At 46.0% G+C, this 26,564-nt stretch carries 21 protein-coding genes and 1 other annotated feature; of the genes, 11 read left to right on the forward strand and 10 right to left on the reverse strand.

Annotated elements, in window-relative coordinates:
* Positions 1 to 444 precede the first annotated feature (444 nt).
* From rluB to rnm, 3 genes are all read right to left on the reverse strand, one after another.
* Positions 445 to 1,383, reverse strand: coding sequence for a 23S rRNA pseudouridine(2605) synthase RluB (gene rluB / locus QTN95_RS07690; protein ID WP_331417030.1), 939 nt, complete (start codon positions 1,381 to 1,383; stop codon positions 445 to 447).
* 106 nt (positions 1,384 to 1,489) lie between these two features.
* On the reverse strand, positions 1,490 to 2,110 hold the full coding sequence (locus QTN95_RS07695) for an L-threonylcarbamoyladenylate synthase (RefSeq protein WP_269375897.1): 621 nt from the start codon (positions 2,108 to 2,110) through the stop codon (positions 1,490 to 1,492).
* A 36-nt stretch (positions 2,111 to 2,146) separates the two neighbouring features.
* Positions 2,147 to 3,013, reverse strand: coding sequence for an RNase RNM (rnm, locus tag QTN95_RS07700; RefSeq protein ID WP_331417031.1), 867 nt, complete (start codon positions 3,011 to 3,013; stop codon positions 2,147 to 2,149).
* 83 nt (positions 3,014 to 3,096) lie between these two features.
* Here rnm and QTN95_RS07705 point away from each other — a divergent pair, with 83 nt between their 5' ends.
* From QTN95_RS07705 to QTN95_RS07740, 8 genes are all read left to right on the forward strand, one after another.
* Positions 3,097 to 3,222 (forward strand): Trp operon leader peptide, encoded by a 126-nt coding sequence (locus QTN95_RS07705; RefSeq protein ID WP_269375899.1) that lies wholly within the window; start codon positions 3,097 to 3,099, stop codon positions 3,220 to 3,222.
* Positions 3,169 to 3,271, forward strand: a sequence feature (Trp leader region). (Overlaps the previous gene by 54 nt.)
* Positions 3,272 to 3,396: 125 nt before the next feature.
* Complete coding sequence (locus QTN95_RS07710) at positions 3,397 to 4,959, forward strand: anthranilate synthase component 1 (protein ID WP_331417032.1); 1,563 nt, start codon at positions 3,397 to 3,399, stop codon at positions 4,957 to 4,959.
* A 7-nt stretch (positions 4,960 to 4,966) separates the two neighbouring features.
* Positions 4,967 to 5,557: an aminodeoxychorismate/anthranilate synthase component II gene (locus tag QTN95_RS07715; protein WP_138973257.1), complete on the forward strand. Its 591-nt coding sequence runs from the start codon at positions 4,967 to 4,969 to the stop codon at positions 5,555 to 5,557.
* Positions 5,558 to 5,568: 11 nt separating this feature from the next.
* Complete coding sequence (trpD, locus tag QTN95_RS07720) at positions 5,569 to 6,567, forward strand: anthranilate phosphoribosyltransferase (RefSeq protein ID WP_331417033.1); 999 nt, start codon at positions 5,569 to 5,571, stop codon at positions 6,565 to 6,567.
* A 24-nt stretch (positions 6,568 to 6,591) separates the two neighbouring features.
* On the forward strand, positions 6,592 to 8,019 hold the full coding sequence (trpCF, locus tag QTN95_RS07725; protein WP_331417034.1) for a bifunctional indole-3-glycerol-phosphate synthase TrpC/phosphoribosylanthranilate isomerase TrpF: 1,428 nt from the start codon (positions 6,592 to 6,594) through the stop codon (positions 8,017 to 8,019).
* Between the two features lie 55 nt (positions 8,020 to 8,074).
* Positions 8,075 to 9,265 (forward strand): tryptophan synthase subunit beta, encoded by a 1,191-nt coding sequence (gene trpB / locus QTN95_RS07730; protein ID WP_331417035.1) that lies wholly within the window; start codon positions 8,075 to 8,077, stop codon positions 9,263 to 9,265.
* Positions 9,265 to 10,071 carry a tryptophan synthase subunit alpha gene (trpA, locus tag QTN95_RS07735; RefSeq protein WP_331417036.1) on the forward strand — a complete coding sequence of 269 codons (807 nt, stop codon included), beginning with the start codon at positions 9,265 to 9,267 and terminating at the stop codon, positions 10,069 to 10,071. The genes trpB and trpA overlap by 1 nt, the downstream gene beginning before the upstream one ends.
* A gap of 337 nt (positions 10,072 to 10,408) precedes the next feature.
* Positions 10,409 to 11,665, forward strand: a complete 1,257-nt coding sequence (locus QTN95_RS07740; RefSeq protein ID WP_331417037.1) for a dicarboxylate/amino acid:cation symporter — start codon at positions 10,409 to 10,411, stop codon at positions 11,663 to 11,665.
* Between the two features lie 114 nt (positions 11,666 to 11,779).
* Here the strand turns inward: QTN95_RS07740 and QTN95_RS07745 are convergent, their stop codons facing one another.
* The 5 genes from QTN95_RS07745 to QTN95_RS07765 all read right to left on the reverse strand — a co-directional run bounded on the left by QTN95_RS07745 (position 11,780) and on the right by QTN95_RS07765 (position 21,221).
* Entirely contained in the window at positions 11,780 to 13,093 is a 1,314-nt protein-coding gene (locus QTN95_RS07745; RefSeq protein ID WP_331417038.1) for an ABC1 kinase family protein, read from the reverse strand.
* 74 nt (positions 13,094 to 13,167) lie between these two features.
* Positions 13,168 to 14,976, reverse strand: coding sequence for an ABC transporter ATP-binding protein/permease (locus QTN95_RS07750; protein WP_331417039.1), 1,809 nt, complete (start codon positions 14,974 to 14,976; stop codon positions 13,168 to 13,170).
* Positions 14,977 to 15,130: 154 nt separating this feature from the next.
* Positions 15,131 to 15,628 (reverse strand): porin family protein, encoded by a 498-nt coding sequence (locus QTN95_RS07755; RefSeq protein ID WP_331417040.1) that lies wholly within the window; start codon positions 15,626 to 15,628, stop codon positions 15,131 to 15,133.
* Positions 15,629 to 15,731: 103 nt separating this feature from the next.
* Positions 15,732 to 19,622, reverse strand: a complete 3,891-nt coding sequence (hrpA, locus tag QTN95_RS07760) for an ATP-dependent RNA helicase HrpA (protein WP_331417041.1) — start codon at positions 19,620 to 19,622, stop codon at positions 15,732 to 15,734.
* Positions 19,623 to 19,895: 273 nt separating this feature from the next.
* Positions 19,896 to 21,221: a MipA/OmpV family protein gene (locus QTN95_RS07765; protein ID WP_443088860.1), complete on the reverse strand. Its 1,326-nt coding sequence runs from the start codon at positions 21,219 to 21,221 to the stop codon at positions 19,896 to 19,898.
* Between the two features lie 116 nt (positions 21,222 to 21,337).
* Here QTN95_RS07765 and QTN95_RS07770 point away from each other — a divergent pair, with 116 nt between their 5' ends.
* The 3 genes from QTN95_RS07770 (at position 21,338) to QTN95_RS07780 (ending at position 24,135) form a co-directional block, all read left to right on the forward strand.
* Complete coding sequence (locus QTN95_RS07770) at positions 21,338 to 21,703, forward strand: hypothetical protein (RefSeq protein ID WP_138973266.1); 366 nt, start codon at positions 21,338 to 21,340, stop codon at positions 21,701 to 21,703.
* 3 nt (positions 21,704 to 21,706) lie between these two features.
* Positions 21,707 to 23,608 carry an alkaline phosphatase D family protein gene (locus QTN95_RS07775; protein WP_331417042.1) on the forward strand — a complete coding sequence of 634 codons (1,902 nt, stop codon included), beginning with the start codon at positions 21,707 to 21,709 and terminating at the stop codon, positions 23,606 to 23,608.
* 77 nt (positions 23,609 to 23,685) lie between these two features.
* On the forward strand, positions 23,686 to 24,135 hold the full coding sequence (locus QTN95_RS07780) for a tellurite resistance TerB family protein (RefSeq protein ID WP_331417043.1): 450 nt from the start codon (positions 23,686 to 23,688) through the stop codon (positions 24,133 to 24,135).
* A 30-nt stretch (positions 24,136 to 24,165) separates the two neighbouring features.
* Here QTN95_RS07780 and QTN95_RS07785 read toward each other — a convergent pair whose 3' ends face one another.
* Positions 24,166 to 24,696, reverse strand: a complete 531-nt coding sequence (locus QTN95_RS07785; protein WP_331417044.1) for a 3'-5' exonuclease — start codon at positions 24,694 to 24,696, stop codon at positions 24,166 to 24,168.
* 88 nt (positions 24,697 to 24,784) lie between these two features.
* Entirely contained in the window at positions 24,785 to 26,314 is a 1,530-nt protein-coding gene (locus QTN95_RS07790) for a sensor domain-containing diguanylate cyclase (RefSeq protein ID WP_331417045.1), read from the reverse strand.
* Positions 26,315 to 26,564 lie beyond the last annotated feature (250 nt).

The following is a 26,564-nucleotide window of genomic DNA, read 5'->3' on the forward strand; positions in this document are numbered from 1 at the left end:
AGTAAAATCCTTAGAGGTTGTGTGTAATAACACTTACTCTTAGTCAAAAAGCGTGCCAAAATGAAAATGTATATATTTCAACAATTTAAGCATTTGTTAATATACAAGCTGAGCAACTTTTTGCTCGAATCGAGCAAGATCTTGCTCAGATCGAGCAAAAAGTTGCCCGGAAGCAAAAAATGCACCGAGGAGACTGTGAACAATCACAAATGATGAAAAATCAGAAAATACCCCACTGCTACAGAGGGGTCGATGGAAGGCTCGATACCTCTGTACTTTAACCTCAACCGCCGTCCGATACATCAATGAGCGGGTATTGGCTGTAACACGATAGAACGAAAAACGGCCCCAATTGAGGGCCGTTTGTAAGCGTATGGTTCGCTATCCAGTGCGTTCAAACCACTGTAAGTGATAGGAGTTGTGTTTTAAAATCTCAACGTTCAATTAACGCTGTTTATTACGAACACCTTGCTGACCTGAGCTTTTCTTCGGTTTACGACGTGATGGGTTGTTGCTACGCCCACCAGTACTGTTCACGCGCTCTTCGTGACGTTTAACCGCACGACGGATTTTTTGGCTGCGTGAACGCTCACGTTTACGTGATGAGTTTGATTTGCTCTCATCAAGAAGCGTTTGACGTTCAGGACGAAGTTCTACCAATTCACGTAGGTAGTTTACTTCTTTAAGATCCAGTTCCATCCAGCCGCCACGAGGCAATTTCTTATCTAGGTAGATATCACCGTAGCGTACACGTTTAAGGCGGCTAACCGTGGTATCTTGAGATTCCCACAAACGACGAACCTCACGGTTACGACCTTCGTTGATGGCTACGTAGAAAGTGTAATTCATACCATCACCACCCGCGTAAACAACGTCTTCGAAACGCGCCATACCATCTTCTAGTTCAACACCGCGAACTAGATTCTTCACTTTTTGTTCCGTTACTTCGCCGAAGACACGTACTAAGTATTCACGCTCTACTTGACGACTTGGGTGCATCAAGCGGTTTGCCAATTCACCATCTGTTGTGAAAAGCAGAAGTCCTGATGTGTTGGCATCCAAACGGCCAACTGAAATCCAGCGAGAGCCACGGATTTTAGGCAAACGGTCAAATACAGTACGACGACCTTCTGGGTCATGACGAGTACACAGTTCACCTTCTGGCTTGTAATATGCGAGTACTCGACAGATCACTTCTTCCTGCGCTTTAGCAGAAACAGTATGACCATCGATACGCACAACTGCGTTTTCATCTTCTAGTCGTTCACCAAGCTTAGCAACGACACCGTTCACACTCACGCGACCTGCTTTAATCAAAGCTTCTAGTTCGCGACGAGAGCCATGACCAGCTCGGGCTAATACTTTCTGTAGTTTTTCGTTCATTTATCTACCTATGTGTCGTCTTCTCAGACGTCGAATAAACAAGTGCGACCAAAAATCGCGGTCGCACATTATCGCAAAAAGTGTGCTAAAAATCACGTACTTTTGATTACTCGAACGGTGCAGGATCTCCAGCACCCACACGGGCAATCACAGGTTCGTCTTCACTAAAATCAACCACAGTGGTTGGTTGTTCACCCAAATAACCACCATTAAGGATGCAGTCAACCGCATGTTCCAACTTATCGCGGATATCTTCTGGATCAGATTCCGTCACTTCGTTACCCGGTAGGATAAGAGAAGTCGACATCAATGGTTCACCTAACGCTTCAAGTAGATCAAGCGCAATGCGGTTGTCTGGAATACGAATACCGATCGTCTTACGCTTTGCATTCATTAGGCGACGTGGTACTTCCTTAGTCCCTTTAAAAATAAAAGTATAAGGCCCCGGTGTATTATTCTTGAGTAGACGAAATGCCGTGTTGTCTACTCGAGCGTATAAAGAGATCTCTGACAGGTCACGACATAATAGAGTAAAGTTGTGCTTGTCGTTCAAGCGACGTATCTGACAGATACGCTCCAATGCTTGTTTATTTTCAAGCTGACAACCAAGTGCGTAGCCTGAATCGGTCGGGTAAACCACTACCCCACCGTTACGAATGATTGCTACAGCCTGATTGATCAAGCGAGCCTGTGGGTTTTCTGGATGAACGTAAAAAAACTGGCTCATTGTAATTCCTCATTATCGAGTCTCTCGACTCTATAGTTATTCAATATGGGCTGAATCTGTTGCCGAAGGTTCAATGCCCCAATCCTTCCATACGGGTTCAACACCCGATGGCAACCATAAATTTCGACCTAGCTCCATCCAAGGAGATGGATAATGGAAGTCGCTACCTTGCGAAGCTAATAGTTTGTATTGTATAGCATAATCTGCCAAGTTGCGCCTTTCTTGTTGAGCTTGTTGCGGCTGTGCGACTTCCATCGCGTCACCACCGGCTTCAGTAAAGGCTGTTAACAGACGCTTGATCCATTTTGCCGTTAGATCATAGCGCCCCGGATGCGCGAGTACCGCATGCCCTCCAGCTTGATGAATCGCGTCAATCGCGTCTTTCATCGAGCACCATGTTGGGGGCACGTACCCTGGATTGTTACGAGTTAGGTACTTTTTAAAGACCTGCTGCATGGTCTTCGCATATTGGTTATCCACCAGCCATTTGGCAAAGTGCGCTCGGGTAATTGGTGCGTCGCCTGCAATAACCTTCACCTCTTCCAACACGCCCTCTCGAGTGGCTTTAGCCAACCTGCTGGCGATCAGTTCCGCACGACCTTCTCGATGCTTTTTTTGCTGCTCAATCAAGTCAGTGAGCGCTTGAGAGTGGGGATCGATGTTTAATCCAACAATATGGATATCTTTGTTTTGCCACACAGTGGAAATTTCAATCCCGTTGATCAGTGTCAGCGGTAAATTATTTTGCTTTATGTACTGATGCGCTGGCTCCAGTGCATCGACCGTGTCATGGTCAGTGATCGCTAAAACTTCAAGCTGAAAGCTCAATGCTCTATCGATTAATTCATTGGGAGGTAATCGTCCGTCTGAGGCTGTAGTGTGACTATGTAAATCAATTCGCATAATTTTAGTTTTTTTGGTTGACTTTTTACCTCTGCACTAGTTAACTAGTACACAAATACGAAGTACCTGATTTAAGGCTCACTATGTTACAAGACATCCAACAAAAGCAAAAAGCAAAAGTTACTGCTCACTCTATTAATAATAGAGCAGCAGATCTTGCTTGGTGGCGCACTTGGACAAGTTCTTGGTGGGCTAACGTGTACTTTTAATAAGTGAAAAGCATGTTCAAAAGCCCGCTGCCGAAGCGGGCTTTTTTGTTTTGTAATCTGTCTCACATCTAACTGCTCAAACAATGGACAAATTTAACCGAAACTTGATTGGGCGACTGTGCGCTTTATGCGACTATGTAGGCAGGAAACTATTTTTAGAGATAAGGAGGTCTGGTGAACAAGGCCATTGAAATCAAAAAGCTAGGCGCTATCGAACTGCTTCGAACCACCGCACCTTATGCCGAAGATCCAACACAGTTGTTTCACACCTTATGTGAACACAAAAGTGATAGCTTACTGTTAGAGTCGGCGGAAATTGATTCGAAACAGGATCTGCAAAGTCTGCTTATCGTAGATTCAGCTGTTCGCATTGTCTGTTTTGGCCATACCGTGACCATGACAGCCTTAACGGAGAACGGTAAAAACCTACTTACTCACCTCACCAACAATATCCAAGCGAATATCGAACACTCGTTTGATGGCAATCAGTTGGTCCTCCATTTTACAACGCCTTGTGACACGATTGACGAGGATTCTCGTCTGCGTGAGGCCTCATCATTTGATGCCTTACGTTTGATTCAACATAGCTTTGATATCGACTCGCTACACAAACACGCCATTTTTATCGGCGGTCTGTTTGCCTATGATCTTGTGGCGAATTTCGAACCCTTAGGCGATGCAGAAGCGACAAACCAATGCCCAGATTATGTGTTCTATGTGGCCGAAACCCTGCTCGTGGTCGATCATCAGAAGCAATCTTGTGAACTGCAAGCGACACTATTTGCGGACACTTCAAATCCAACTCAACTAGAGCAACGCCTTGACTCTATCCGCCAACAGTGTGCAGAGCTCAAGCCATTACCAAAAGCGACATTGGTCAGCGATACCACAGCGACACCAAGTATATCTGATCAAGACTTCTGCCAGATTGTTCGCGACCTCAAAGAATATGTCGTCAAGGGAGATGTGTTTCAGGTTGTACCTTCTCGCCGCTTCACATTACCTTGCCCGTCGCCTCTTGCCGCTTACAAAGCACTGAAGCAAAGCAACCCAAGTCCTTACATGTTCTACATGCAAGATGAGTTGTTTACTCTGTTCGGCGCGTCACCAGAAAGCGCACTTAAATACGAAACTCATACCAATCAAATCGAGATATACCCTATTGCCGGTACTCGTCGCCGTGGCAAACGCGAAAACGGAGAGATTGATTTCGATCTCGATAGTCGAATTGAACTTGAGCTGCGTACCGATAAAAAAGAGAACGCTGAGCATATGATGCTAGTCGACTTAGCACGAAACGACGTAGCACGTATCTCTCAACCAGGTACACGTCACGTTGCCGATCTGTTGAAAGTTGATCGCTATAGCCATGTCATGCACTTAGTGTCTCGCGTGGTTGGGCAACTTCGCGATGACTTGGATGCCCTACACGCTTACCAGGCTTGCATGAATATGGGAACACTAACCGGCGCTCCTAAAATTCGCGCAATGCAGTTAATCCGCGATGTCGAACAAGCCCGACGTGGCAGTTACGGTGGTGCGGTGGGCTATCTAACGGGCGAAGGTACGCTGGATACTTGTATCGTTATTCGTTCTGCGTATGTTGAAAATGGCATTGCACAGGTTCAGGCTGGCGCAGGGGTGGTATTTGATTCTGACCCACAAAGCGAAGCCGATGAAACGCGCGGCAAGGCACAAGCAGTAATCTCTGCTATTCAAGCAGCACACAAGGAGTAGCATCGAGATGGCAAATATTATATTCATCGACAACTTTGATTCGTTCACTTACAACTTGGTTGACCAATTTCGCTCTCTTGGTCATCAGGTCACGGTATACCGCAATAGCATTTCTGCCCAAGCGATTGAAAGCGCCGTTGCCGAACTCGAGAATCCCGTCGTACTCTTATCTCCCGGGCCGGGCGCACCCTCTGAAGCTGGCTCGATGCCTGAGATTCTTCAGCGCTTAAAAGGTAAGGTGCCAATGATTGGCATCTGTCTCGGGCACCAAGCCATTGTGGAAGCCTACGGCGGCATTGTCGCGGGCGCTGGCGAAATCATCCACGGTAAAGTTTCGATGATGGAGCACGAAAACCATGCGACTTACCAAGGACTGCCATCACCGTTGGCGATTGCACGCTACCATTCACTTGTCGCAACCAAGGTGCCTGAAACGCTGACTATTACCGCAGAGGTTGATGGTTTGGTTATGTCTGTAGTACAAGAACAAGACAAGGTATGTGGATTCCAGTTCCACCCTGAGTCAATCATGACAACATATGGCGCAACATTGCTTGCGAATGCCATTGAATGGGCTCTAGAAAAGAACAATAAATAAGGAAGAGAATCATGGAACAGATTATTAATAAGCTCTACGAACAGCAGTCGTTAACTCAGCAAGAGAGCCAGCAGTTATTTGACGTGATTATTCGCGGCGAATTAGACCCTATTTTAATGGCGGCAGCATTGACCGCTCTGAAAATCAAAGGTGAAACACCCGACGAGATCGCTGGCGCTGCTAAGGCTTTGCTCGCTAACGCCAATCCATTTCCACGCCCAGACTACGACTTTGCTGACATCGTCGGCACAGGGGGAGACGGTCACGACACAATCAACATTTCTACCACAGCGGCATTTGTGGCAGCGGCATGTGGATTAAAAGTGGCAAAGCACGGCAACCGCAGTGTCTCTAGTAAATCAGGCAGTTCAGATCTGCTTGATTCATTCGGTATCAACTTAGCAATGAGCGCCGAAGACACGCGAGCTGCGGTCGATACTCTAGGCGTAGCATTTTTATTTGCGCCGCAATACCACCTTGGTGTTCGCCACGCAATGCCTGTTCGCCAAACCATGAAAACTCGAACCATCTTTAACATTTTGGGCCCGTTGATTAACCCTGCTCGCCCTAACATTGAGCTGATGGGCGTCTATAGTGAGGAGCTGGTTCGCCCTATCGCAGAAACCATGTTGCAGATGGGGATGAAACGCGCCGCGGTTGTCCACGGTAGCGGCTTAGATGAAGTGGCGATTCATGGCAAAACCACCGTCGCTGAGATTAAAGATGGTCAGATCCATGAGTACAGCCTGACACCAGCTGACTTTGGTCTTGAGGCGCACCCTCTTGAAGCGATCAAGGGGGGATCTCCTGAAGAAAACCGTGCGATCATTACCAATATGCTGACTGGTAAAGGAACCGACGCTCAGTTAGGTGCTGTAGCCGTCAACGTGGCGCTTTTGATGCGTTTATTTGGTCATGAAGATCTCAAAACAAACACACAACAAGCCATCGAAGCGATGAACTCCGGTAAGGCGTATCAGTTAGTTCAGCAACTCGCAGCACATGCATAACAACGGCAGTACAAGGTAAGCACAATGACTCAGGTGAAAGATAAATTATCCGAGCACGTTTCAGTGAAAGAAGCTGAGATGGCAGAAGTATTGGCAAAAATTGTTAGAGACAAGCATCAATGGGTCGCTGAACGTAAGCAAGCCCAACCCTTAGCCTCCTTCAAAGATACACTGGTTGCATCTGATCGCAGTTTCTATCAGGCGCTCAATCAACAAAAAACCGTCTTTATTACGGAATGTAAGAAGGCATCTCCGTCTAAAGGCTTAATCCGTGCAGAGTTCGACCTAGATTACATTGCTAATGTTTATAACAACCATGCGAATGCAATCTCAGTACTGACTGATGAGAAGTACTTCCAAGGTAACTTTGAGTTTTTGCCTCAGGTGAGGAAGCAAGCCAAGCAGCCTATTCTGTGCAAAGACTTCATGATTGATCGCTATCAGGTTTACCTTGCACGCCACTACTTCGCTGATGCCATCCTGCTGATGTTATCGGTATTGGATGACAACGAATATGTTGAGTTAGCTGAAGTCGCTCACTCTCTTGATATGGGTGTCCTGACCGAAGTTAGCAATGAGGAAGAGTTGCAACGTGCTGTCGCATTAGGCGCAAAAGTGATTGGCATTAACAACCGTAACCTACGCGACCTTACAACGGATTTGAACCGTACCAAACAACTTGCTCCAACCATCCGTGAGCTCGCACCTGATGCCGTTATTATCTCTGAATCAGGAATTTATACTCATCAACAAGTTCGTGACCTTAGCCAATATGCCGATGGTTTCTTGATTGGCAGTTCATTAATGGCTGAAGATGACTTAGAACTTGCAGTTCGTAAAGTGACCATGGGCGAGAACAAAGTCTGTGGGCTCACCCACCCTAACGATGCCGCGAAAGCCTATCAATCTGGTGCCGTTTTTGGCGGACTAATTTTTGTTGAACAGTCTCCACGCTACGTCGATCAGGAAAGCGCACGTCTGACAATGAGCGGAGCCCCGCTCAATTATGTCGGCGTGTTCCAAAATCATCGTCTAGAAACCATAGTCGACACCGTGTGTGAACTGGGTTTAGCCGCTGTTCAATTGCATGGTAGTGAAGACCAAGCATTTGTAAATCAACTGAAGTCCGCACTGCCACCACAAGTAGAAATTTGGAAAGCGTATGGTGTGAGTCAATCCGTTCCTGTCCTACTGAGTGAAAACATCGACCGCCATTTACTCGATACCAAAGTCGGTGCGCAAGTTGGCGGGACTGGCCTAGTGTTCGACTGGTCGTTAATTGGCGACCCATCCAAAGTCATGCTCGCGGGCGGTATCACTCCTTTCAACGCTCAAAAAGCGGCCGAGCAAGGATGCCTTGGACTCGACCTTAACTCAGGCGTGGAACACTCTCCGGGCAAAAAAGACGCAGACAAACTCGAACAAGCTTTTATTGCGATTAGAAACTACTAAATTATCAGCGACGTGAGTTGCTTCACGTTGGACAAAATTAAAGGAATTAAACACCATGGCAAAACTTGATGCCTACTTTGGCGAATATGGTGGTCAGTATGTACCACAAATTCTCGTTCCAGCTCTGGATCAGCTTGAACAAGCATTTATCGACGCACAACAAGACCCTGAGTTCCAAAGCGAATTCATGTCTCTGCTCCAAGAGTATGCAGGCCGTCCGACTGCCTTGACCTTGACGCGTAACTTAACCAAAGGCACCAAAACCAAACTTTACTTAAAACGTGAAGATCTACTGCACGGTGGTGCACACAAAACTAACCAAGTGTTAGGACAAGCCCTGCTGGCAAAACGCATGGGTAAGCACGAAATCATCGCGGAAACCGGTGCAGGTCAACACGGTGTTGCTACCGCTCTTGCATGTGCATTGCTTGGTCTCAAGTGCCGTGTTTACATGGGTGCGAAAGACGTCGAACGTCAAAGCCCTAACGTATTCCGCATGAAACTTATGGGTGCAGAAGTCATTCCAGTTCACTCTGGCTCAGCGACGCTCAAAGACGCTTGTAACGAAGCATTGCGTGACTGGTCTGCCAGTTATGAAGAAGCACACTACCTCCTTGGCACTGCGGCAGGCCCTCACCCATTCCCAACCATAGTTCGCGAGTTCCAACATATGATCGGTGAAGAGACCAAAAACCAGATTTTGGCTCGTGAAGGACGTCTCCCAGATGCGGTCATCGCCTGTGTCGGAGGCGGTTCAAACGCTATTGGGATGTTTGCCGATTTCATTGAAGAAGAGAGTGTTCGCCTGATCGGTGTTGAACCTGCTGGTAAGGGTATCGATACTGACCAACATGGCGCACCACTGAAACATGGTAAAACAGGTATCTTCTTTGGTATGAAAGCCCCCTTGATGCAGGATGAGCATGGCCAAGTTGAAGAGTCGTACTCTGTCTCTGCCGGCCTAGACTTCCCTTCTGTAGGTCCACAGCATGCTTACTTGAACGCTATTGGTCGAGCTGAATACGATAACGTAACGGATGATGAAGCGCTGGAAGCATTTCAAGAGCTAGCACGTAACGAAGGGATTATTCCGGCGTTAGAATCATCTCACGCATTAGCTCACGCGTTACGAATGGCACATGAAAACCCTGAAAAAGAACAATTACTTGTGGTAAACCTTTCTGGTCGTGGCGATAAAGATATTTTCACTGTCCATGACATTCTGCAACAAAAAGGAGCGATCTAATGAACCGTTATGAAAAGCTATTCACGCGCTTAAACGATGCCAATCAAGGTGCTTTCGTTCCGTTCGTAACGGTTTGCGATCCTAATCCTGAGCAGTCATTCAAAATCATGGAAACCTTGATTGAGTCTGGTGCAGATGCCCTTGAGTTAGGTATTCCATTCTCAGATCCTCTGGCAGACGGCCCTACCATTCAAGGGGCGAACATTCGTGCTCTTGAGGCGAGTGCAACACCTGATATCTGCTTTGATATGATCGCGAAGATTCGTAGCAAATATCCAGATCTACCAATTGGTCTGCTTATGTACGCGAACCTAGTTTACTCACGTGGAATAGATAACTTTTACCAACGCTGCGCGAATGCAGGTATTGACTCTGTGCTTATCGCAGACGTTCCGACCAACGAAAGTAGCGAGTTTGTCGCTGCGGCTGAAAAGTTTGGCATTCATCCAATTTTTATCGCACCGCCAACAGCGAGTGACGAGACGCTTAAGCAAGTTTCTCAATTGGGTGGTGGCTATACCTATCTACTTTCTCGAGCTGGTGTTACTGGTGCAGAAACCAAAGCCAACATGCCCGTTGGTGACATGCTAGAGAAACTAAAACGCTTTGATGCGCCACCCGCGTTGCTAGGATTTGGTATTTCAGAACCCGCTCAGGTAAAGCAGGCGATTGAATCTGGTGCTGCGGGGGCAATTTCGGGCTCTGCGGTGGTCAAAATCATCGAAAATAACCTTGATGATCCACAACAAATGTTAAATCAACTGGCAAACTTTGTTTCTTCAATGAAGTCAGCAACACATAAGTAACGTGGCAGCTATCTAAACTTCTATGAGATCAGCTTTTTATCAAGCATAAAAAGCTGATCTTTTTTTAACAAATCCCCCCCTTTCTTGCCACTGCTAAACAGCCGAAATAAGCAATCATTTCACCCTAAACCATCACTGTATCAAATAGCAAACGGTTGCCATTGAGCAAAAAATTAGCACTCGTCAATAAATCATCGAGTAATCCGTTGAACATGCCCTGTTCGATATTGCTAAATGTAAAATTTAAGTGTACAACTCAAGACGAAATTATTATCCAATTACAAGTTTTCTCTTGGTGGGTAATTCTAGGAATTTAAATTTTCTTAGCACAGAGGTTATGGAAGTGTTAAAACAAAAGAATTTACTAAGCAACATTGGCGTACAAGTCGTTATTGCCATGATCCTGGGTACTGCCGTTGGTGCCTTCATGGGTGACAGCGCTACCATGTTCGCTCCACTTGGTGCGATTTTTATTAACCTAATCAAAATGCTGGTTATTCCTTTAGTTGCGGTTGCCCTGATCTCAGGTGCGGCAGGCCTAGGTAACAGCCAGTCTGCTGGTAAAGTGGGTCTAGTAACTTTAGGTTACTTCGGTCTAACTTCAGCATTAGCCGTTGCACTTGCGCTGTTTATGGGTGAAGTATTCAAACCTGGACTTGGCATCGACGTATCAGGCGTTGAAGGCATGTTCTCAGCAGAATACGCTTCTAAAGGTGAGCTACCTACTTTCTGGGCAACCATTACTGGTATGATCCCAACTAACGTTTTCCAATCACTTAACGAAGCAAACATCCTTCAGATTCTGGTTTTCTGTATGTTCTTTGGTATTGCAATTTCTAAGCAGTCAAAAGAGCGTCGCGAACCAATCATGAATGGCGTGAACTGTATTGTTGATGCAATGGTATGGATGATCAACAAAGTCATGATCATTGCTCCAATTGGTGTATTCGGTCTGATGGCTGAAGCGGTCGGTACGTTTGGTTTTGGCGCGCTAATGGTCGTCTTCAAACTATTCGTTGTTTACGTTGCCGCTATCATGATCTTCGGCTTCATCGCTTACCCATTAATGGTGCATATCTTCACTAAGACTTCAGCGAAAAAATTCCTTGTTGCTATGAAGAAACCACAAGCGGTTGCACTATCAACAGCGTCATCTATGGCAACGCTTCCTGTAACAATGGATACCGTTGAAAATGAACTAGGCGTAAGAAACTCTACCGCGTCGTTTGTTCTGCCTCTAGGTGCAACCATCAACATGTCTGGTAACGCAATTTACTACGGTCTAGTGGCAATCTTCTTTGCTCAGCTATTCAATATCGACCTAGGTATCGGCGCTTACATCGCGATCATTGTGACCTCTACACTGGGTGCGGTTGGCCAAGCGGGTGTTCCAGGTCCTTCTTTCCTTGTTGTCGCTGTTCTTCTGGCTGCTGGTATTCCAATTGAAGGTCTACCGCTACTGTTCGCTCTAGACCGTATCTTCGATATGATTCGTACAGCACTTAACATCACTGGTGATGCAGCGTGTGCGGTTATCGTCGACGCGCTTATTGAAGAAGAAGCACAACAAGAGTTGAAACAACAACAAGCTTAATGCTTCTCGATATTCAGTTAATAGAAAGCCACTCAAAAAGAGTGGCTTTTTTGTATCGGTAATACTTTGAGAACCTGCGAAGCTATGACCAGAACACTATGATTTCATGCTCACTTAGAGTGTCAGATATGGCGTGACAAGACGATGAATATTCACTTTGGCTTCAAGGCGAGCGGCTAGCAGATACATCCCCGCTATTTTCCGGTGCAAGAAAATTGCGTCAGCAGGCGGTGTATGCCAATAGTCTTGCTCCATGCTCAATATCGTGCCCGCTTCTCGTAACCTCTGCGCTAAACCACTCGCTTTAAAGTCATACTCTTGGTCGACCAACATAGGCTCACACGCGAGAGTAACTAACTGCCAAATGGCCGTTCGCTGACTCGGTAATATGTCTTGGCTAAAAAAGCCGATTTGCTCCAATGCGTTGTTTAGACCTTGCTCGTCACCTTGCAACACAGCAGCTAATGCGTTTCGGTAACCATCGCTAAACCTAGGTTGATACTCTCGCGTGGCGCCAAAATCGAGCAATCCAATCTGTTTGCTGTCTGGTAAATAGATATAGTTGGCGAAATTGGGATCTGTCTGAACCATTTTGAACTCGAATAGTTCTCTAAACATTAGCTCTAATAACCGATGCATCACTAAGCTGCGTTCTGGCTGCGCAAAACTGGCGACCTCTTCAATGGCAATGCCATCAATAAAGTCCATCGTCAGGACAGACTGAGAAGTGATGGTCGAATGAATGTTTGGCACAACAAAGTGCGCAACATCCTGCAAAGCTAGCGCATAACGCTCGGCAAACAACGCCTCTCGCTGGTAGTCAGCCTCATCATGAAGTTGTTTTTTGGCTTCATCCAGCAGTCCCTTGTAATCCACCGATTTCGGGATTAGACCGATGATATTGAGCAAGGTGCCGACATTGTCGACGTCGCTATCAATACTCTTTTTTATCCCTGGGTACTGAACTTTGACAGCGACCTTTTCTCCACTGTCACTATAGGCGAGATGCACCTGACCGATAGAAGCACTCGCGATGGGCTTAAAATTAAAAGCGGTGAACTTTTCTTTCCAATCGCGACCCAGCGATTGCTCTAGTACAGTATTGAGTTGCTTTGCCGGCAATGGTTCTGCGTTGGAACGTAATCTTGCCATAATATCTGCCAACTCGGGTTCAAGAACATCCCCTGCATCCATCGACAACATTTGGCCAAGCTTCATTGCAGCTCCCCGTAAATGGGCGAGTTGCTCAGTGACCTTGGTGATATTAGCGGGCGTAAGAATGAGATCTTTCGCTTTAGGTCGATGCCCTTTTGCAAGTTGTTTGGTGCCTTCGCTCAGCACGTTGCCGGCGACACGCGTGGCTAAAGAGGCAAGCTTGCCAAAGCGCGATATTCTGTGTGTAGGTATGTTTCTCTGTTTTGTCGCCATAATACTTCTCTGCGGGTTTTACCCTTGTATACGTGCAAACTCAATCAACAGGCTTAAACCAAGCATAACTATTGTCAGTGAAGGTGTTTGAATTGCAGCTCAACCAAACGCTGGTAAAGCTCACAACTCTTCATCAGTGAGTCGTGGTTGCCAACATCAACCAATTTGCCTTGATCAAGTACCGCAATCTTATCTGCGTGTTTGATTGTCGAGAGACGGTGAGCAATGATGATGGTTGTGCGCCCTTGCATTAGTTCTTCCAATGCGCGTTGAACGTGATGTTCACTCTCGCTATCTAGTGCACTGGTCGCTTCATCTAACAGCAAAATGTTGGGATCTTTTAGAATCGCTCGCGCGATTGCAATTCGTTGTCGTTGCCCGCCCGAAAGGCGTACGCCCCGCTCGCCCAAAAAGCTGTTATAGCCCTGTGGCAAATCGACAATAAATTCATGAGCGTGCGCCTGTTTAGCGGCAGCGATGACTTGCTCATCCGTCGCTTGAGGATTGCCGTAGCGGATATTGTGAAAAACATCATGACTAAAAAGGGCTGGCTGCTGCGGTACCAACGCCATTCTTTGGCGCAAATCGCTCGGCGTGAAATCACGCACATCGACTCCCCCTAACGTTACTCGTCCACTCTGAGGGTCATAGAATCGCTGGAGAAGTTCGAACAGCGTCGTTTTGCCAGCGCCAGAAGGCCCGACCAAAGCGAGTACTTTCCCTTCTTCTACGGCTAAATTGAGCTGGCTCAGTGCCGCTTGATCCGGTCTTGAAGGGTAATGAAAGTTAACTGCCTCGAAGGTCACATCGGCGCTGAGTTTGACGGGGATCAGCTTAGTTTCAGCAGGCGCGGTAATGTGGCTTTCTACCTGAAGAATCTCTATCAAACGTTCCGTTGCACCTGCGGCGCGTTGTAGCTCCCCCATCACTTCTGAAATCGTGGCAAGTGAAGATGCCACCATGATGGCATAGAAGACAAATGCAGCGAGATCGCCAGCACTCATTGCCCCGTTAATCACATCGCTACCGCCAACCCACAACATGCCCGATATCGCGCTGAAAACGATGACGATAACGCCAGAAATGAGTATCGCTCGCTGCTTTACCCGTTTACGACCAATGGAGTAAGCACGTTCAACTTGATTGGCAAAAAATGCTGTCTCTTGGGATTCTCGGCTGTAGCTTTGTACGGTTTTTATTTGTTCAATCGCTTCTCCAGCGTAGCTGCCTACGTCGGCCATCGAGTCCTGACTCTGACGAGATAATGTACGAACTTTGCGCCCATAAAATAGGATTGGCACCAGTATAAAAGGCACGCTGGCAAGCACGATCAAAGTCAGTTTGATGTTGGTGGCAAACAGCATGATGATTGCCCCCACACACATTAACGCACTGCGCATTGCCATAGAGAAGGAGGATCCGATGATACTTTGCAGCAAGGTAGTATCGGTGGTGATACGAGACATGATGTCACCACTGCCATTGGTCTCGAAATAGCTCGGGTGTAGCGTGATAACATGATTAAACACCGCGAGGCGGATGTCGGCGCTGACGCGCTCACCCACTGATGACACAAGATAAAAACGGAAAAATGTCCCCACGGAAATGAGCAGTGTGATAAGTAAGATAAAAACGATCGCGCTATTGAGCTCTTCAATCGACTGCTGAGCAAATCCTTGGTCGATTAATACTCTTACCCCTTGGCCGACTGCCAGTGTCAACGAGGCGGTAAAAACGAGAGCAATCAGCGCCGCCACCACTTTGAGCTTATATGGTCTGATAAAGGTCATTAACTCTAGCAATATGCTGAGATTCTTGTTGTCAGGTTTTGAAAACGTCGCTGTCGATGCTGAATCGTTACGAGCTGGGATTTGCGATTGCATAACACGGCCTTGTGATTATCAAATTGCAGCGGGGTTCGCTTAACAATGCCTCACTAGACTATCGCTAGTTGGTAAAGATAGAAACCGTTTCCCTATCGAGTTGGCAAAAAAAAGCCTGACCGGAGTCAGGCTTTAAGTCATTCTATCCTATTGATTATAGGAAGTGGAAAGTCGCGTTAAGAGAGAAGTTCTTAACGTCTTCTTCTTTCATTGAGAATACGTTGTAGCTTGCGCCTAGTGAAATTGGCCCCATTACAAAGTACTCAGCGCCAACACCGTACATCATGTCAATTTCGTCTTCTTTGAAATCGCTATTGCGGCCAGTCAGTTCGTAAGAGTGAATACCCGCTTTTGCGTAAATGTGAAGCGGACCAAAATCGATGCTTGGTTTTGCTGCGAAGTAAACAGCTGAACCTTCTAGGTTTAGTGTTCTGTTACCGTAAGTAACATTGTCGAAATCACCAAAGTTTTGGTAACCCGCTTCCAAGCCGATGAATGGAAGAATGCCTGTACCAACGTGAACGTTGTACGAGGTTGATGATTCATTGCCCAGATCCGCTTGACCCACACTTGCGCTGCCGTAAATCCAAGAGTCCGCAGAAGCTGTAGCTGATGCGCCAATCAGAGCTAGCGCGAGTAGTGTCTTTTTCATAATAAACCTTCTCTAGTTATAAGTTGCAGAAGCTTAGGCTGGCAAGCTTCTGCCGTATTTGTCAAAATTCCGAACTGTATATTTACTGATGCAATTTGCATACCTAACAGGCATCAATTGCCATTTTAACTCGTTTGTCCGATACCGGATATGGCGTACCAAGTTGTTGAGCAAAGAAACTCACCCTCAATTCCTCTAACATCCAACGCACTTCTTTGACGTTATCAGGCACGGCAACACCCTTAGGTATCTTGTTAAGCAGCTCTTTGTAATCATTGCTGACCGACTCAATCTTGAGCATGTGCAAACGATCTTTGTTAGGGTCGATCGGCAGTTTTTCCATCCGACGCTCAATGGCCTTCATATAGCGAAGAATATCAGGTAGACGTTTCCAACCACACTCTGTCGCAAAACCTTTGAAAATCAACCCTTCAATTTGCGCTTTAATGTCAGACAGGGCAAAAGCCATCGTAAAGTCAATCTTGCCTTTCAGCTTCTTATTGATATTAAAAGCCGTTGTTAAAATTGTCTCAACTTGTTGAGCAATTTCTACCACAGTGTCACCTAATTCAGCGCGTACGTGCTCTTTAAGCTGTTCGAACTGTTCTGGCTCCCACACCAAACCACCTTTCTCTTCTATCAATTTATCAACACCACAAGCGATACAGTCATCGATGAGATCGAGAACTTTACCGTAAGGGTTGAAGTACAAACCGAGCTTCGATTTGTTTGGCAAGTTGGTGTGCAGATACTTAATCGGTGACGGTACGTTTAACAATATCAAACGGCGCTGACCGGCTTTCATTGCTGAAATTTGCTCATACTCGGTTTCGTATAGCTTGATTTCGACGCTGTCTTTGCTGTCAACGATCGCTGGATACGCTTTAACGTCATAACCACCGCGTTTCTGCTGATAAACTTTCGGTAGCTCGCCAAAGCTCCAAGTGTGCAAACCCTGCTGCTCAATATCATCGTCAGCAACTTTTGACAGGGTTTCCTGCACCTTATCTTTTAAGCTCTCTTTGAGTTCATGAAGGTTACGATGCTCTCTGAGCTTGCGGTTGCGATGATCAACGGCACGGAAAGTCACCTTCAAGTGGTCGGGAACTTGCTCTAGATTCCAATCTTCGCGAAGTACTTCTACCCCCGTCATTCGACGTAGCTCTTTCTCCAATGAATCCAGCAATGGCGACTCAAAAGGCGTCGAGCGTGCTAAAAATGCATCAGCGTAGTTAGGGGCTGGCACAAAATTCTTACGGATAGTCTTTGGTAACGACTTGATAAGGCTGACCACCAACTCATGACGTAAACCAGGAATTTGCCAATCAAAACCAGCGGGTTCTACTTGGTTTAATATTGGCAGCGGCAGATGAACCGTTACACCGTCGTTATCTTCACCAGGCTCAAACTGATAACTTAGTTTGAGTTTTAACCCATTCTGGTGCCAGAAGTTAGGGTAATCCAGATCGGTGACATGACTGGCATCGCCTTTAAATAGCATCTCTTTTTCAAAATTCAGTAGCTCTGAGTTTTGTTTTGATGCGTTCTTCCACCAAGTATCAAAATGTTTGCCAGACACAACTTCGGTGCCCACGCGCTGATCGTAGAAATCAAACAGTTCATCATCGTCAACCAGAATGTCACGGCGACGAGATTTGTGTTCGAGTTCTTCAACTTCTTGCAATAACTTACGGTTTTGCTTAAAGAAAGCATGTTTGGTTTCCCACTCTCCTTCCACTAAAGCACTGCGAATAAAGAGTTCACGGCTGACGACTGGGTCAATGTTGCCGTAGTTAACCAAACGCTTTGGTACAATAGGCACGCCGTAAAGCATCACTTTTTCGTGAGCCATAACCGCAGCACGTTTTTTCGACCAATGTGGTTCGCTGTAACTGCGTTTAATCAGATGCTTCGCTAAAGGCTCAATCCACTCTGGCTGAATCTTGGCGATAATACGACCCCATAGCTTGGAGGTCTCCACCAACTCTGCCGACATGATCCACTTCGGCTGTTTTTTGAACAGACCTGAGGCTGGAAAAATATGAAAACGAGCATTACGTGCGCCTTGATAATCATTTTTCTCTTGGTCTTTCATACCAATATGAGAAAGCAAACCAACTAAAATCGCACTGTGCACACCTTGGTAGCTCGCCGGTTCGTCATTGAGTTTAAAGTCCATTTCACGCATTGATTGATGGACTTGGAAGTAGACATCCTGCCATTCACGAACACGCAAGTAGTTCAAATAATCTTGCTTGCACTGTTTGCGGAACTGGTTGCCCGTCAATGCCTTTTGTTGCTTCTGAATGTAATCCCAAAGGTTTACCAAAGTCATGAAATCTGAATCTTCATGGAAGAAGCGACGGTGCTTGTCATCCGAAGATTGCTGCTTGTCACTTGGACGCTCACGAGGATCTTGGATCGAAAGCGCAGACGCTATGATCATTAGCTCCTTCAGTGCACCATATTTAGGCGCTTCAAGTACCATGCGTGCCAAGCGCGGATCGATAGGCAATCTTGCTAATTGGCGTCCAATCGGCGTCAGGCGTTTTTTCGGGTCTTTCGCTTTTTCATTGATCGCACCCAACTCTTCCAGCAAACGAACACCATCTTGGACATTTCGCTTATCTGGCGCTTCGACAAATGGGAAAGCTTCAATATCACCCAGTCCCAATGCCGTCATCTGCAAGATAACTGAAGCTAGGTTGGTACGCAGGATTTCTGGATCAGTAAACTCTGGACGAGCATTAAAATCCTCTTCTGAATACAAACGGATACAGATCCCTTCCTCAACACGACCACATCGACCTTTACGCTGATTTGCACTTGCTTGAGAAACTGGCTCAATGGGAAGACGCTGTACTTTAGTTCGGTAACTGTAACGACTGATACGCGCGGTACCAGGGTCAATCACGTATTTAATACCTGGTACCGTCAATGATGTTTCGGCTACGTTAGTTGCCAGCACAATTCGACGTCCGGCATGTGGCTGAAAGATCTTGTTCTGTTCGCCAGCTGACAATCTCGCATACAGAGGCACAATTTCTGTGCTCTTTAGATTGCGTTTTGCTAACGCATCAGCGGTATCACGGATTTCACGCTCACCGTTCATAAAGATCAGGATATCACCCAGACCCTCTTCACAAAGCTCGTCAACCGCATCGAAAATGCCCTGCAGTTGGTCACGGTCAACATCGTCATCACCAAAAAGTGGACGGTAGCGTGTTTCAACAGGGTAAGTACGCCCCGACACTTCGATGATCGGTGCGTTACCAAAATGCTTAGAGAATCGCTCCGGATCGATCGTTGCAGACGTGATAATAATCTTTAAATCCGGACGACGCGGTAACAGCTCTTTGAGGTAGCCGAGAATAAAATCGATGTTTAGGCTACGTTCATGCGCTTCATCGATAATGATGGTGTCATACTGGTTCAGAAAACGGTCATGCTGAATTTCAGCCAGTAGAATACCGTCCGTCATTAACTTGATCTGTGTATTGTCAGAGATTTGGTCGTTAAAACGAACTTTATAACCCACAAACTCACCGAGCTGTGTTTCCATCTCTTGTGCAATACGACTAGCGACAGAGCGCGCCGCAAGACGTCGAGGCTGGGTATGACCAATCAGACCATATTTTCCACGCCCGAGTTCGGCACAAATTTTTGGCAGCTGCGTCGTTTTTCCTGAACCGGTCTCACCTGCAACGATCACGACCTGATTCTCTGCTATCGCTTTCGCAATATCGTCTTTTTTCTGGCTGACGGGGAGGATTTCAGGGTATTCGATTGTTGGTGAGCTATGCCCTCGCTGCTCTGCTTCCATCATAGACTTGGCAATATCAAGCGCAATCTCATCAAACACGGCAGAGCGTGAGGCGTCATTCTTAATTTTACTGGCACCCGAAATACGCTTACTCAAACGGAAGCGGTCGCGCAGCATGCACTCATTTAGGGCTTTACGTAACGTGGCTGCGCTATTTGTTGATGCAGTCATGTTGGTCTCTTTTTTAGGCTGTGACGAAGTCAAAGCATTTCCTATTTTTTATTTCTCATTCAAAAGCGTGCGAATTGTATCACACAACTTACCGTCAGGCTTACACCACTCTGTTCTGCAAACATATTAGCGTCTAAACAAAGCTAGTGTTATACGAGTAAACCGTTCCAAGGAAGCACTATCATGGGCTCGTTAGAGTTTTTATGGCGATGAAAACCGAGCGGCATCACTGCCGCTCGGTTTTAAGAGTTTGGCCCAGCTAATCGGCTCGGATCAAAAATCGATCTGGACGTAGATGGAATTGTAGTTACTGCCACCCTTAATGCGTCCGTATTGAGAGGCTTTTTCAAAAATCGCGCTGCGATGATGCAAAGAGTATCCGACCCAGACTTTATCGAAATCGCGGCTATTGAACAGATCCCCGACATTGACATCAAAAGAAAAATCAAGATAGTTCAAATAGTTACTAGGTGTGTAGTCTTTCGATTTCATCTCTTCATGTTCGATGTAAGTAAAACTGTCGATATAAGAGACACCCTCTGCGAAACCAAAACGCCATTTGGTCGGCCAATCAACGGTGTAATACGCCTTAATCGCCGCAACATATTCAGTGGCTGACGACTGAACGTCTGATGACCAATGGTGAACAATACCCGGCGTGAAATAGATATCAAGCGGAACGCCAAAGATCTCATCGGTTAATGGGTGTCCATAAAACGACGAAGTCAGTTGGTTATTATAGGGATCTTTCTCGGTGTTAAATTTCATAATCTCACCGAGATTGGATGGCGTAGCCCAACCGTGTGCAACCCTGAAATAACGCTTGTTGGTTAGCTCGGATTTTGGCGCTTTGCTCTTGTCATTAAAGAATCCAAAGCCAAGATAAACTTCACCTTGATATCGGTCGTTAATTGCAGAAGCGTTATAAGCATTATTATCGAGACGAGTGACACTGGTCGCGCCAAGCAAGTACAAGTTGGAGTAAACATGGTAGCGTGCACTTACCCCTAGCTTAACATCCACCCCTGCGCCAATTTGTTCATTGGTCTGCCTCGCAAAGGCGTAATACTCGCTATTAAAATCAGCACCTTTATAGCGTACAGTCAGATGAGGTTCCAACTCCCAATCGCCAAATTCATAATATCCTGAGGCCGTGAGGTTGGCATGAATACGAGAATCTGAATCAGACATCAGTTCGCTATCAAGATGCCACTGCTGGTCAATTTGGTATCTAAGTTGAGCACCAAAATCGAAGGTATCGCCTTGAAGGGCATTTTGTGCCGACGCAGGAATATCGACAAAACGTAAGCGCATTAAACCATTCAACTGGTAACGCTCGTCGCCCGATGTGTAAAGATAAGCGCCACCTTCAAGTCCATTGACGAAAAAGTGGTCATTATTAAAGTACATCAGGGGAACAAACGTGCTGACGGTCTGATCCTCACTCTGAGTATTAAAAGGAATCGACGCCATTCGATACACTGCTGCTATACCCCAATCTTGTTCTCCGATTGAAGTGTCTTGACTTGCGAGCAGTTGCATTGATGTCATGCTGCTAGCCATGGCGGCTAAGGCAATGAGACGTTTATTAAATGTCATTATTGGTCCAAAAGTGACGAAGAGAGCCAAAATCTAGCTAAACATCGCAGTTAATACTTATGTTTCTTGGTCATTCGTCGTTAAAATATATATATGATCCACTAAATCAAAATATTGTGAAAGCATCTGAACTAAAAAGTTTATTAAATTCACTGCCAGAAGGGAGTGATCCAGACATCGTAACAGGTGAAGCCTGGCTACCAGAGCGCCTGATTGATACGTCACAAGATGGCGAAATGATGTTTTTGCATTTCGACTCAGCACCAGAAGAGACTCAGGGAGAAGAGGAAGGTCGCGGTTTTGTCGAACATGAAGTCGCCATGATCCGCCATCGCTTTGAACAGATTCTTGAAGAAAGTTCGGACACGAAAACGAAAGCAGATGCCATGCTGGCTCTTTTTCTCATGGGTCATGAACTTTCCAGCTCAGACATCATCGAAATACTGGAAGACCCTGAAGTCCCTGAGCCACCCACTGAGTAGTCAATGAATAGTAAGTTACCCTTTGTTATCGCAGGCCCTATATTAAGAAAAACAACCGCCAACGACTTGGTATTTTGGCTGGTTACCAGTGAACCACTGCAAGGCAAATTTGAACTCAATCTAGAACCGAACCAAGGTCAAATTTTCAGCCAAGACCTCGAACAGTGTAACCAGTTACCGCTTGGCGCTCACTGCTATCTCACCTTGGCACACTTCCGAGGTCAATTTCCGACCGATGTCGCCCTCAGCTACCAGTTTGTGACGCAGCATGGCGCAATAACGGAACTTTGCCCCTACCTGCTGTACGAGGATGAAATCTCACTAACATTTCGTATCTCAACCAAAGCTGACTATATACTTCATGGCTCTTGCCGTAATCCTCACCATCCAAGCAAAGATGCACTGGTTGCGGCGGATAGAAAAGTCGCGATGCAAGAGTTGCAGCAACGTCCTGACTTGCTAATGATGAGTGGTGATCAAATCTATGCAGACCATGTCGCTGGCCCGATGCTGGATGCCATTATTCAAACCATTCAACTTCTTGGATTACCAGACGAGCGCTTCGAAGGCGCGCCTTTCTCCTCGAGCGAGCAGCTGTTTGCACACCCACACTGCTATTATTCGAGAGATAAACTCCTCCCGCACTATGTTGACGACGGTCATTGGTTAACCAAACTGTTGCCACATCGAAACGCGCCAATATTCAGTTCTCGCGAAGCAGAGAATCATCTGGTTACCTTCTCAGAGTTCTTCGCGATGTATCTGCTGGTTTGGTCACCCGCTCTTTGGCATTGCGTCAATATGGATCGCTTGCTCGACGCGGGCTTTACACATGGTGGCCAATCGATATCACCAAAATTTCAACACAAGTGGCGCGAGGAAAAAGCAATCATAAGCCAGTTTGTCACTGGCTTACCTATGGTACAAAGATTGTTCGCCCACATCCCTACCTACATGATTTTCGACGACCACGATGTCACCGATGACTGGAACCTCACTATCGGATGGGAAAAGGCGGCGTACAGCCACCCTCTTTCAAACCGAATCATTGGGAATGGGTTAATTGCGTACTGGCTCTGTCAAGGCTGGGGAAACGAGCCTGACAACTTCAACCAAGAGTTTCTCGATGTAGCGAATCGCTTTATCCAACAACCTAGTTGCCACGCACAAGACGATTTTATCCGCTACCTATATACTTTTGAACGCTGGCACTACACCATTCACAGCTCCCCAAAAGTTGTCGTGTTGGATACCAGAACACGACGCTGGCGGTCTGAATCTCGCATGAACAAACCTTCCGGTTTGATGGATTGGGAAGCCTTGATCGAGTTTCAACATGAGCTAATGCATCAAGATAAGGTCGTAGTGGTGTCGGCGGCGCCAATGTTTGGCGTTAAGGTGATCGAAGCTTTGCAGAAAGCGGCCACCGTGATTGGACAACCTTTGGTGATTGATGCTGAAAACTGGATGGCGCACCCAGGAAGCGCGAACACACTACTAAGTATCTTTACCCATACCAAAACACCGACCAATTTTGTGATTCTGTCGGGCGATGTTCACTACTCATTTGCTTACGACATCAAACTGAGGTTCCGACGTAACAGTCCAAACATATACCAAATCACCTGCAGCGGTTTTAAAAATCATTTTCCAGAACCTCTGCTGGCAATCTGCGATCATGCCGACCGTTTACTATATTCCCCCCGCTCTCCGCTAAACTTTCTCACCAAACGTAAGCGGCTAAAAATCAAGAAGCGCGATCCAGAGACACCAGGAACACGTAGATTAGTTAACACCAGCGCAATCGGTGAGTTGAAACTGGATCAACATGGCAAACCATCGCGAGTTTCGATTTTGACCGCAGAGGGCGTTGAATGGGACTTTCCTCCGATAAAGGAAAAGTAAGGTTTATGTAAAGTGACTTGTTATTGCAGCTATTCATCACTATCTATAGCTGTAGAGACGAATTTGAGGCAACAACTATGTTGAATTCCATTACCCAACTCTTTAAGCAACTCCTTGATGGGCAAGATCTGGGACACGCTAACATAGGCGAGCCAAATCTGGCTATCGCTTCCCTTCTGTGCGAGGTTGCCGGTGCCGATCATCAGGTCAGTGAACAAGAAAAAATAGCCAAGAGACATCTGCTCGAAAAACTTCTCGCGATTGATGAAAATCAGGCAATAAGTCTGCTCGCGAGAGCGGAACAAAACAGCAAAGAGGCTTCATCACTCTATGAATTCACCTCTCAACTTAGAGAACTGAGCCAAGAAAAACGTTTTGATTTGATACAAGCGATGTGGCAAGTGGCGAACGCCGATGGACAAATCGACCCATTAGAAGACTCTGTGATTCGAAAAACTGCCGAGTTACTCTACGTTGACCACAGTGAGTTTATTCGCGCCAAGTTGTCGGTCACTGACCAAAAATAGAAAAGGGAGCGTGAGCTCCCTTCGTTTTTATCACAGCATTGTCAGTGCCAGCTTAGCTAAGTTGTACGCGTCTACGTAACCAGAGTGCTGGCGACCTTCCCACTCAATACCTTTACTTTCTTGAGCGGCTTTATGACCTATTCGCTTGTCTTTCAAGCGGTTTTGAATCCGATACAAAGTGGCAAGGTTGATGAATTCATTGAAGGGCATATCAATCCCTTTTGCTTTGCACTCCGTACGCAGCACGCGATCATCTCGCCCCCAAGCGGCGTATATCTTATTTGTGCCACCAAAGTTTTTCACCATCGACTTAATCACTTCGCTAAGCGGACGCCCTTGCTTTTCTATTTTTCGCGGTGTAATTCCGGTCAATTGAGAACAGAACAGTGACACTTCATCGTGCTCAGGTTTAACGTAGTACTGAGCTCTCTTAACAATTTCACCGCTAGCGAGATCAATTTCCGCAAGCCCGACTTCAATAATTTCGCCAGTGGTACCGACACCGTTTTCATTCCAACAGCACATTTCCAAATCGAAACAAACAACACGGTTATGGTTCATGGTTCGCCTTTGTTGACAATATTGTGAAAGCGCAAAATTCTACATCAGAAATTTGAAAAACTCGACTGCTTGGCCGTTGAGTGTTCAGTTATTCCGCGATTGATACACAATTACGGCCAGTCTGTTTACTCTTGTACAATTGTGCGTCAGAGACTTGCATTATGCTCTCCTCATCTTCGTGACGTCTAATTGCAGCGCCAATACTCAATGTACAACGAATCTTTTGTCCACCATGGGTATGCACAAGCTCAGCGACTGCACAACGAATTACATTCAGATAATCTCTTAACTGATCTTTGTTCGTGACTTTAGAAAGAATACAAAACTCATCGCCGCCCATACGCACAAAGATATCTTCTTTAACCAAATGTTGTTGAATAAGTTTCGCGACACACACAAGCATTTCGTCACCTGCAACATGACCAAAGTGATCATTGATTAACTTAAATCTATCAATGTCAAAGGTGATCAGGGCAAAGCTCTGATTGGTTTTGACCAGCTCACGTAAATACTGGTTAAACGCTCTACGGTTATAAATACCCGTTAAAGAGTCATGCACAACTAGGAACTGTAGCTCCTGAGTACGCTCATCGAGAAGTACCGCTAAGTGCTCTTTGTCTCTCACTAGCAAATAGACAATAAAACTCAACAGACAAGCGATCGTTAGGCCAGAGAGAAAGATAGCTGCGAGCACCAAAGAGTCATTGCGGGTAACCTGCCTGTCGAGTTTAAAATCGACTAGCCATTCACGATTGGGCAACACCACGCGTTTAGTAATCTCGATACCTTGGGTGTAGTTCCAGTTTGGGCTGCGGTAGAGGATAGGATCATCTTCGGCATCAAACCCCATGTCCGTAACTTGTACTAATAAGTCCTGTTCCGTTGTGGTTCTTACCACAATCGATTCAAAGTATTTGGTTGAACGTATAACACCAATTACCACACCAATCAGTTGATCTTCGTTTTCTAAATCGAACACTGGGTGATAAACAAGAAGACCCGATTTCGCAATACTTCTGTCAAGACCATCTTGTAGCAAACGAACTTTATCCGATACGCTTGGCTCGCCTTTCATCGTAATGTTATTCAGTACTCGTTGAAAGCGCTCGCGCGACGAGTAGTAACCCAATACGCTGATGTTTTCTAGGCTGCGAGGGTAAACATCAGAAGCGGTGTAGACAGGTTGGTTATCCGTCATGATATAGCCGGTCGTTTTCTCACCATCTTTGGGTACTGTGTAAATATTGAAATCAGGAAATGTTTTCCGAACCTGTTCAATATGACTGGGAATATCCTGCTTCTCGACACGTTGCATCCATTGTAAAGCGATCAGCGTTGGTGAAGACGAAACCACTTGTTCAGCAAAAACCGGAAATCTGTCCCAATCCTGTGATTGCGTAGAATGAAAAAAGTTCGCCCCTGCACCGATAAAATGGAGATCACTCTGAACGATTTGTTGGAGATTTTCTGCTTGCTGATCAGCCAGTTTATCGACTAACGAGATGGTATATTTCAGCTGTGACTGATACGCAAAGTAAACCGCATAAAATGCAACGAACAGAGAAAAGAGAAATGTTAAGAAGGGATAAAGGAAGTGCTTTTTATTAAGTCGTTGCATAACGCATTTTATGTTTACAGCTTTGTCGAAATATCGGTCACATTGTAGCCCTATCCAATTGATGACTTAAAGCGCAAACAACAATTTGATATGAAACAATTTACGTTTCGTGGCGCATGCCTCTTTTTGCGGCAAAATTCGGTCAAAAACAGACCAAACGGTGACGAAAATTCCTGATAAGACTTGTTTTACTAGCCGAATGGCGACTTGATTATGTTACTATCTGCCCCAATTTATCAGAATAACGTGG

Origin of the sequence: Vibrio sp. M260112, assembly GCF_036533775.1 — a bacterium.
In the GTDB taxonomy this organism is placed as follows: Bacteria; Pseudomonadota; Gammaproteobacteria; order Enterobacterales; family Vibrionaceae; genus Vibrio.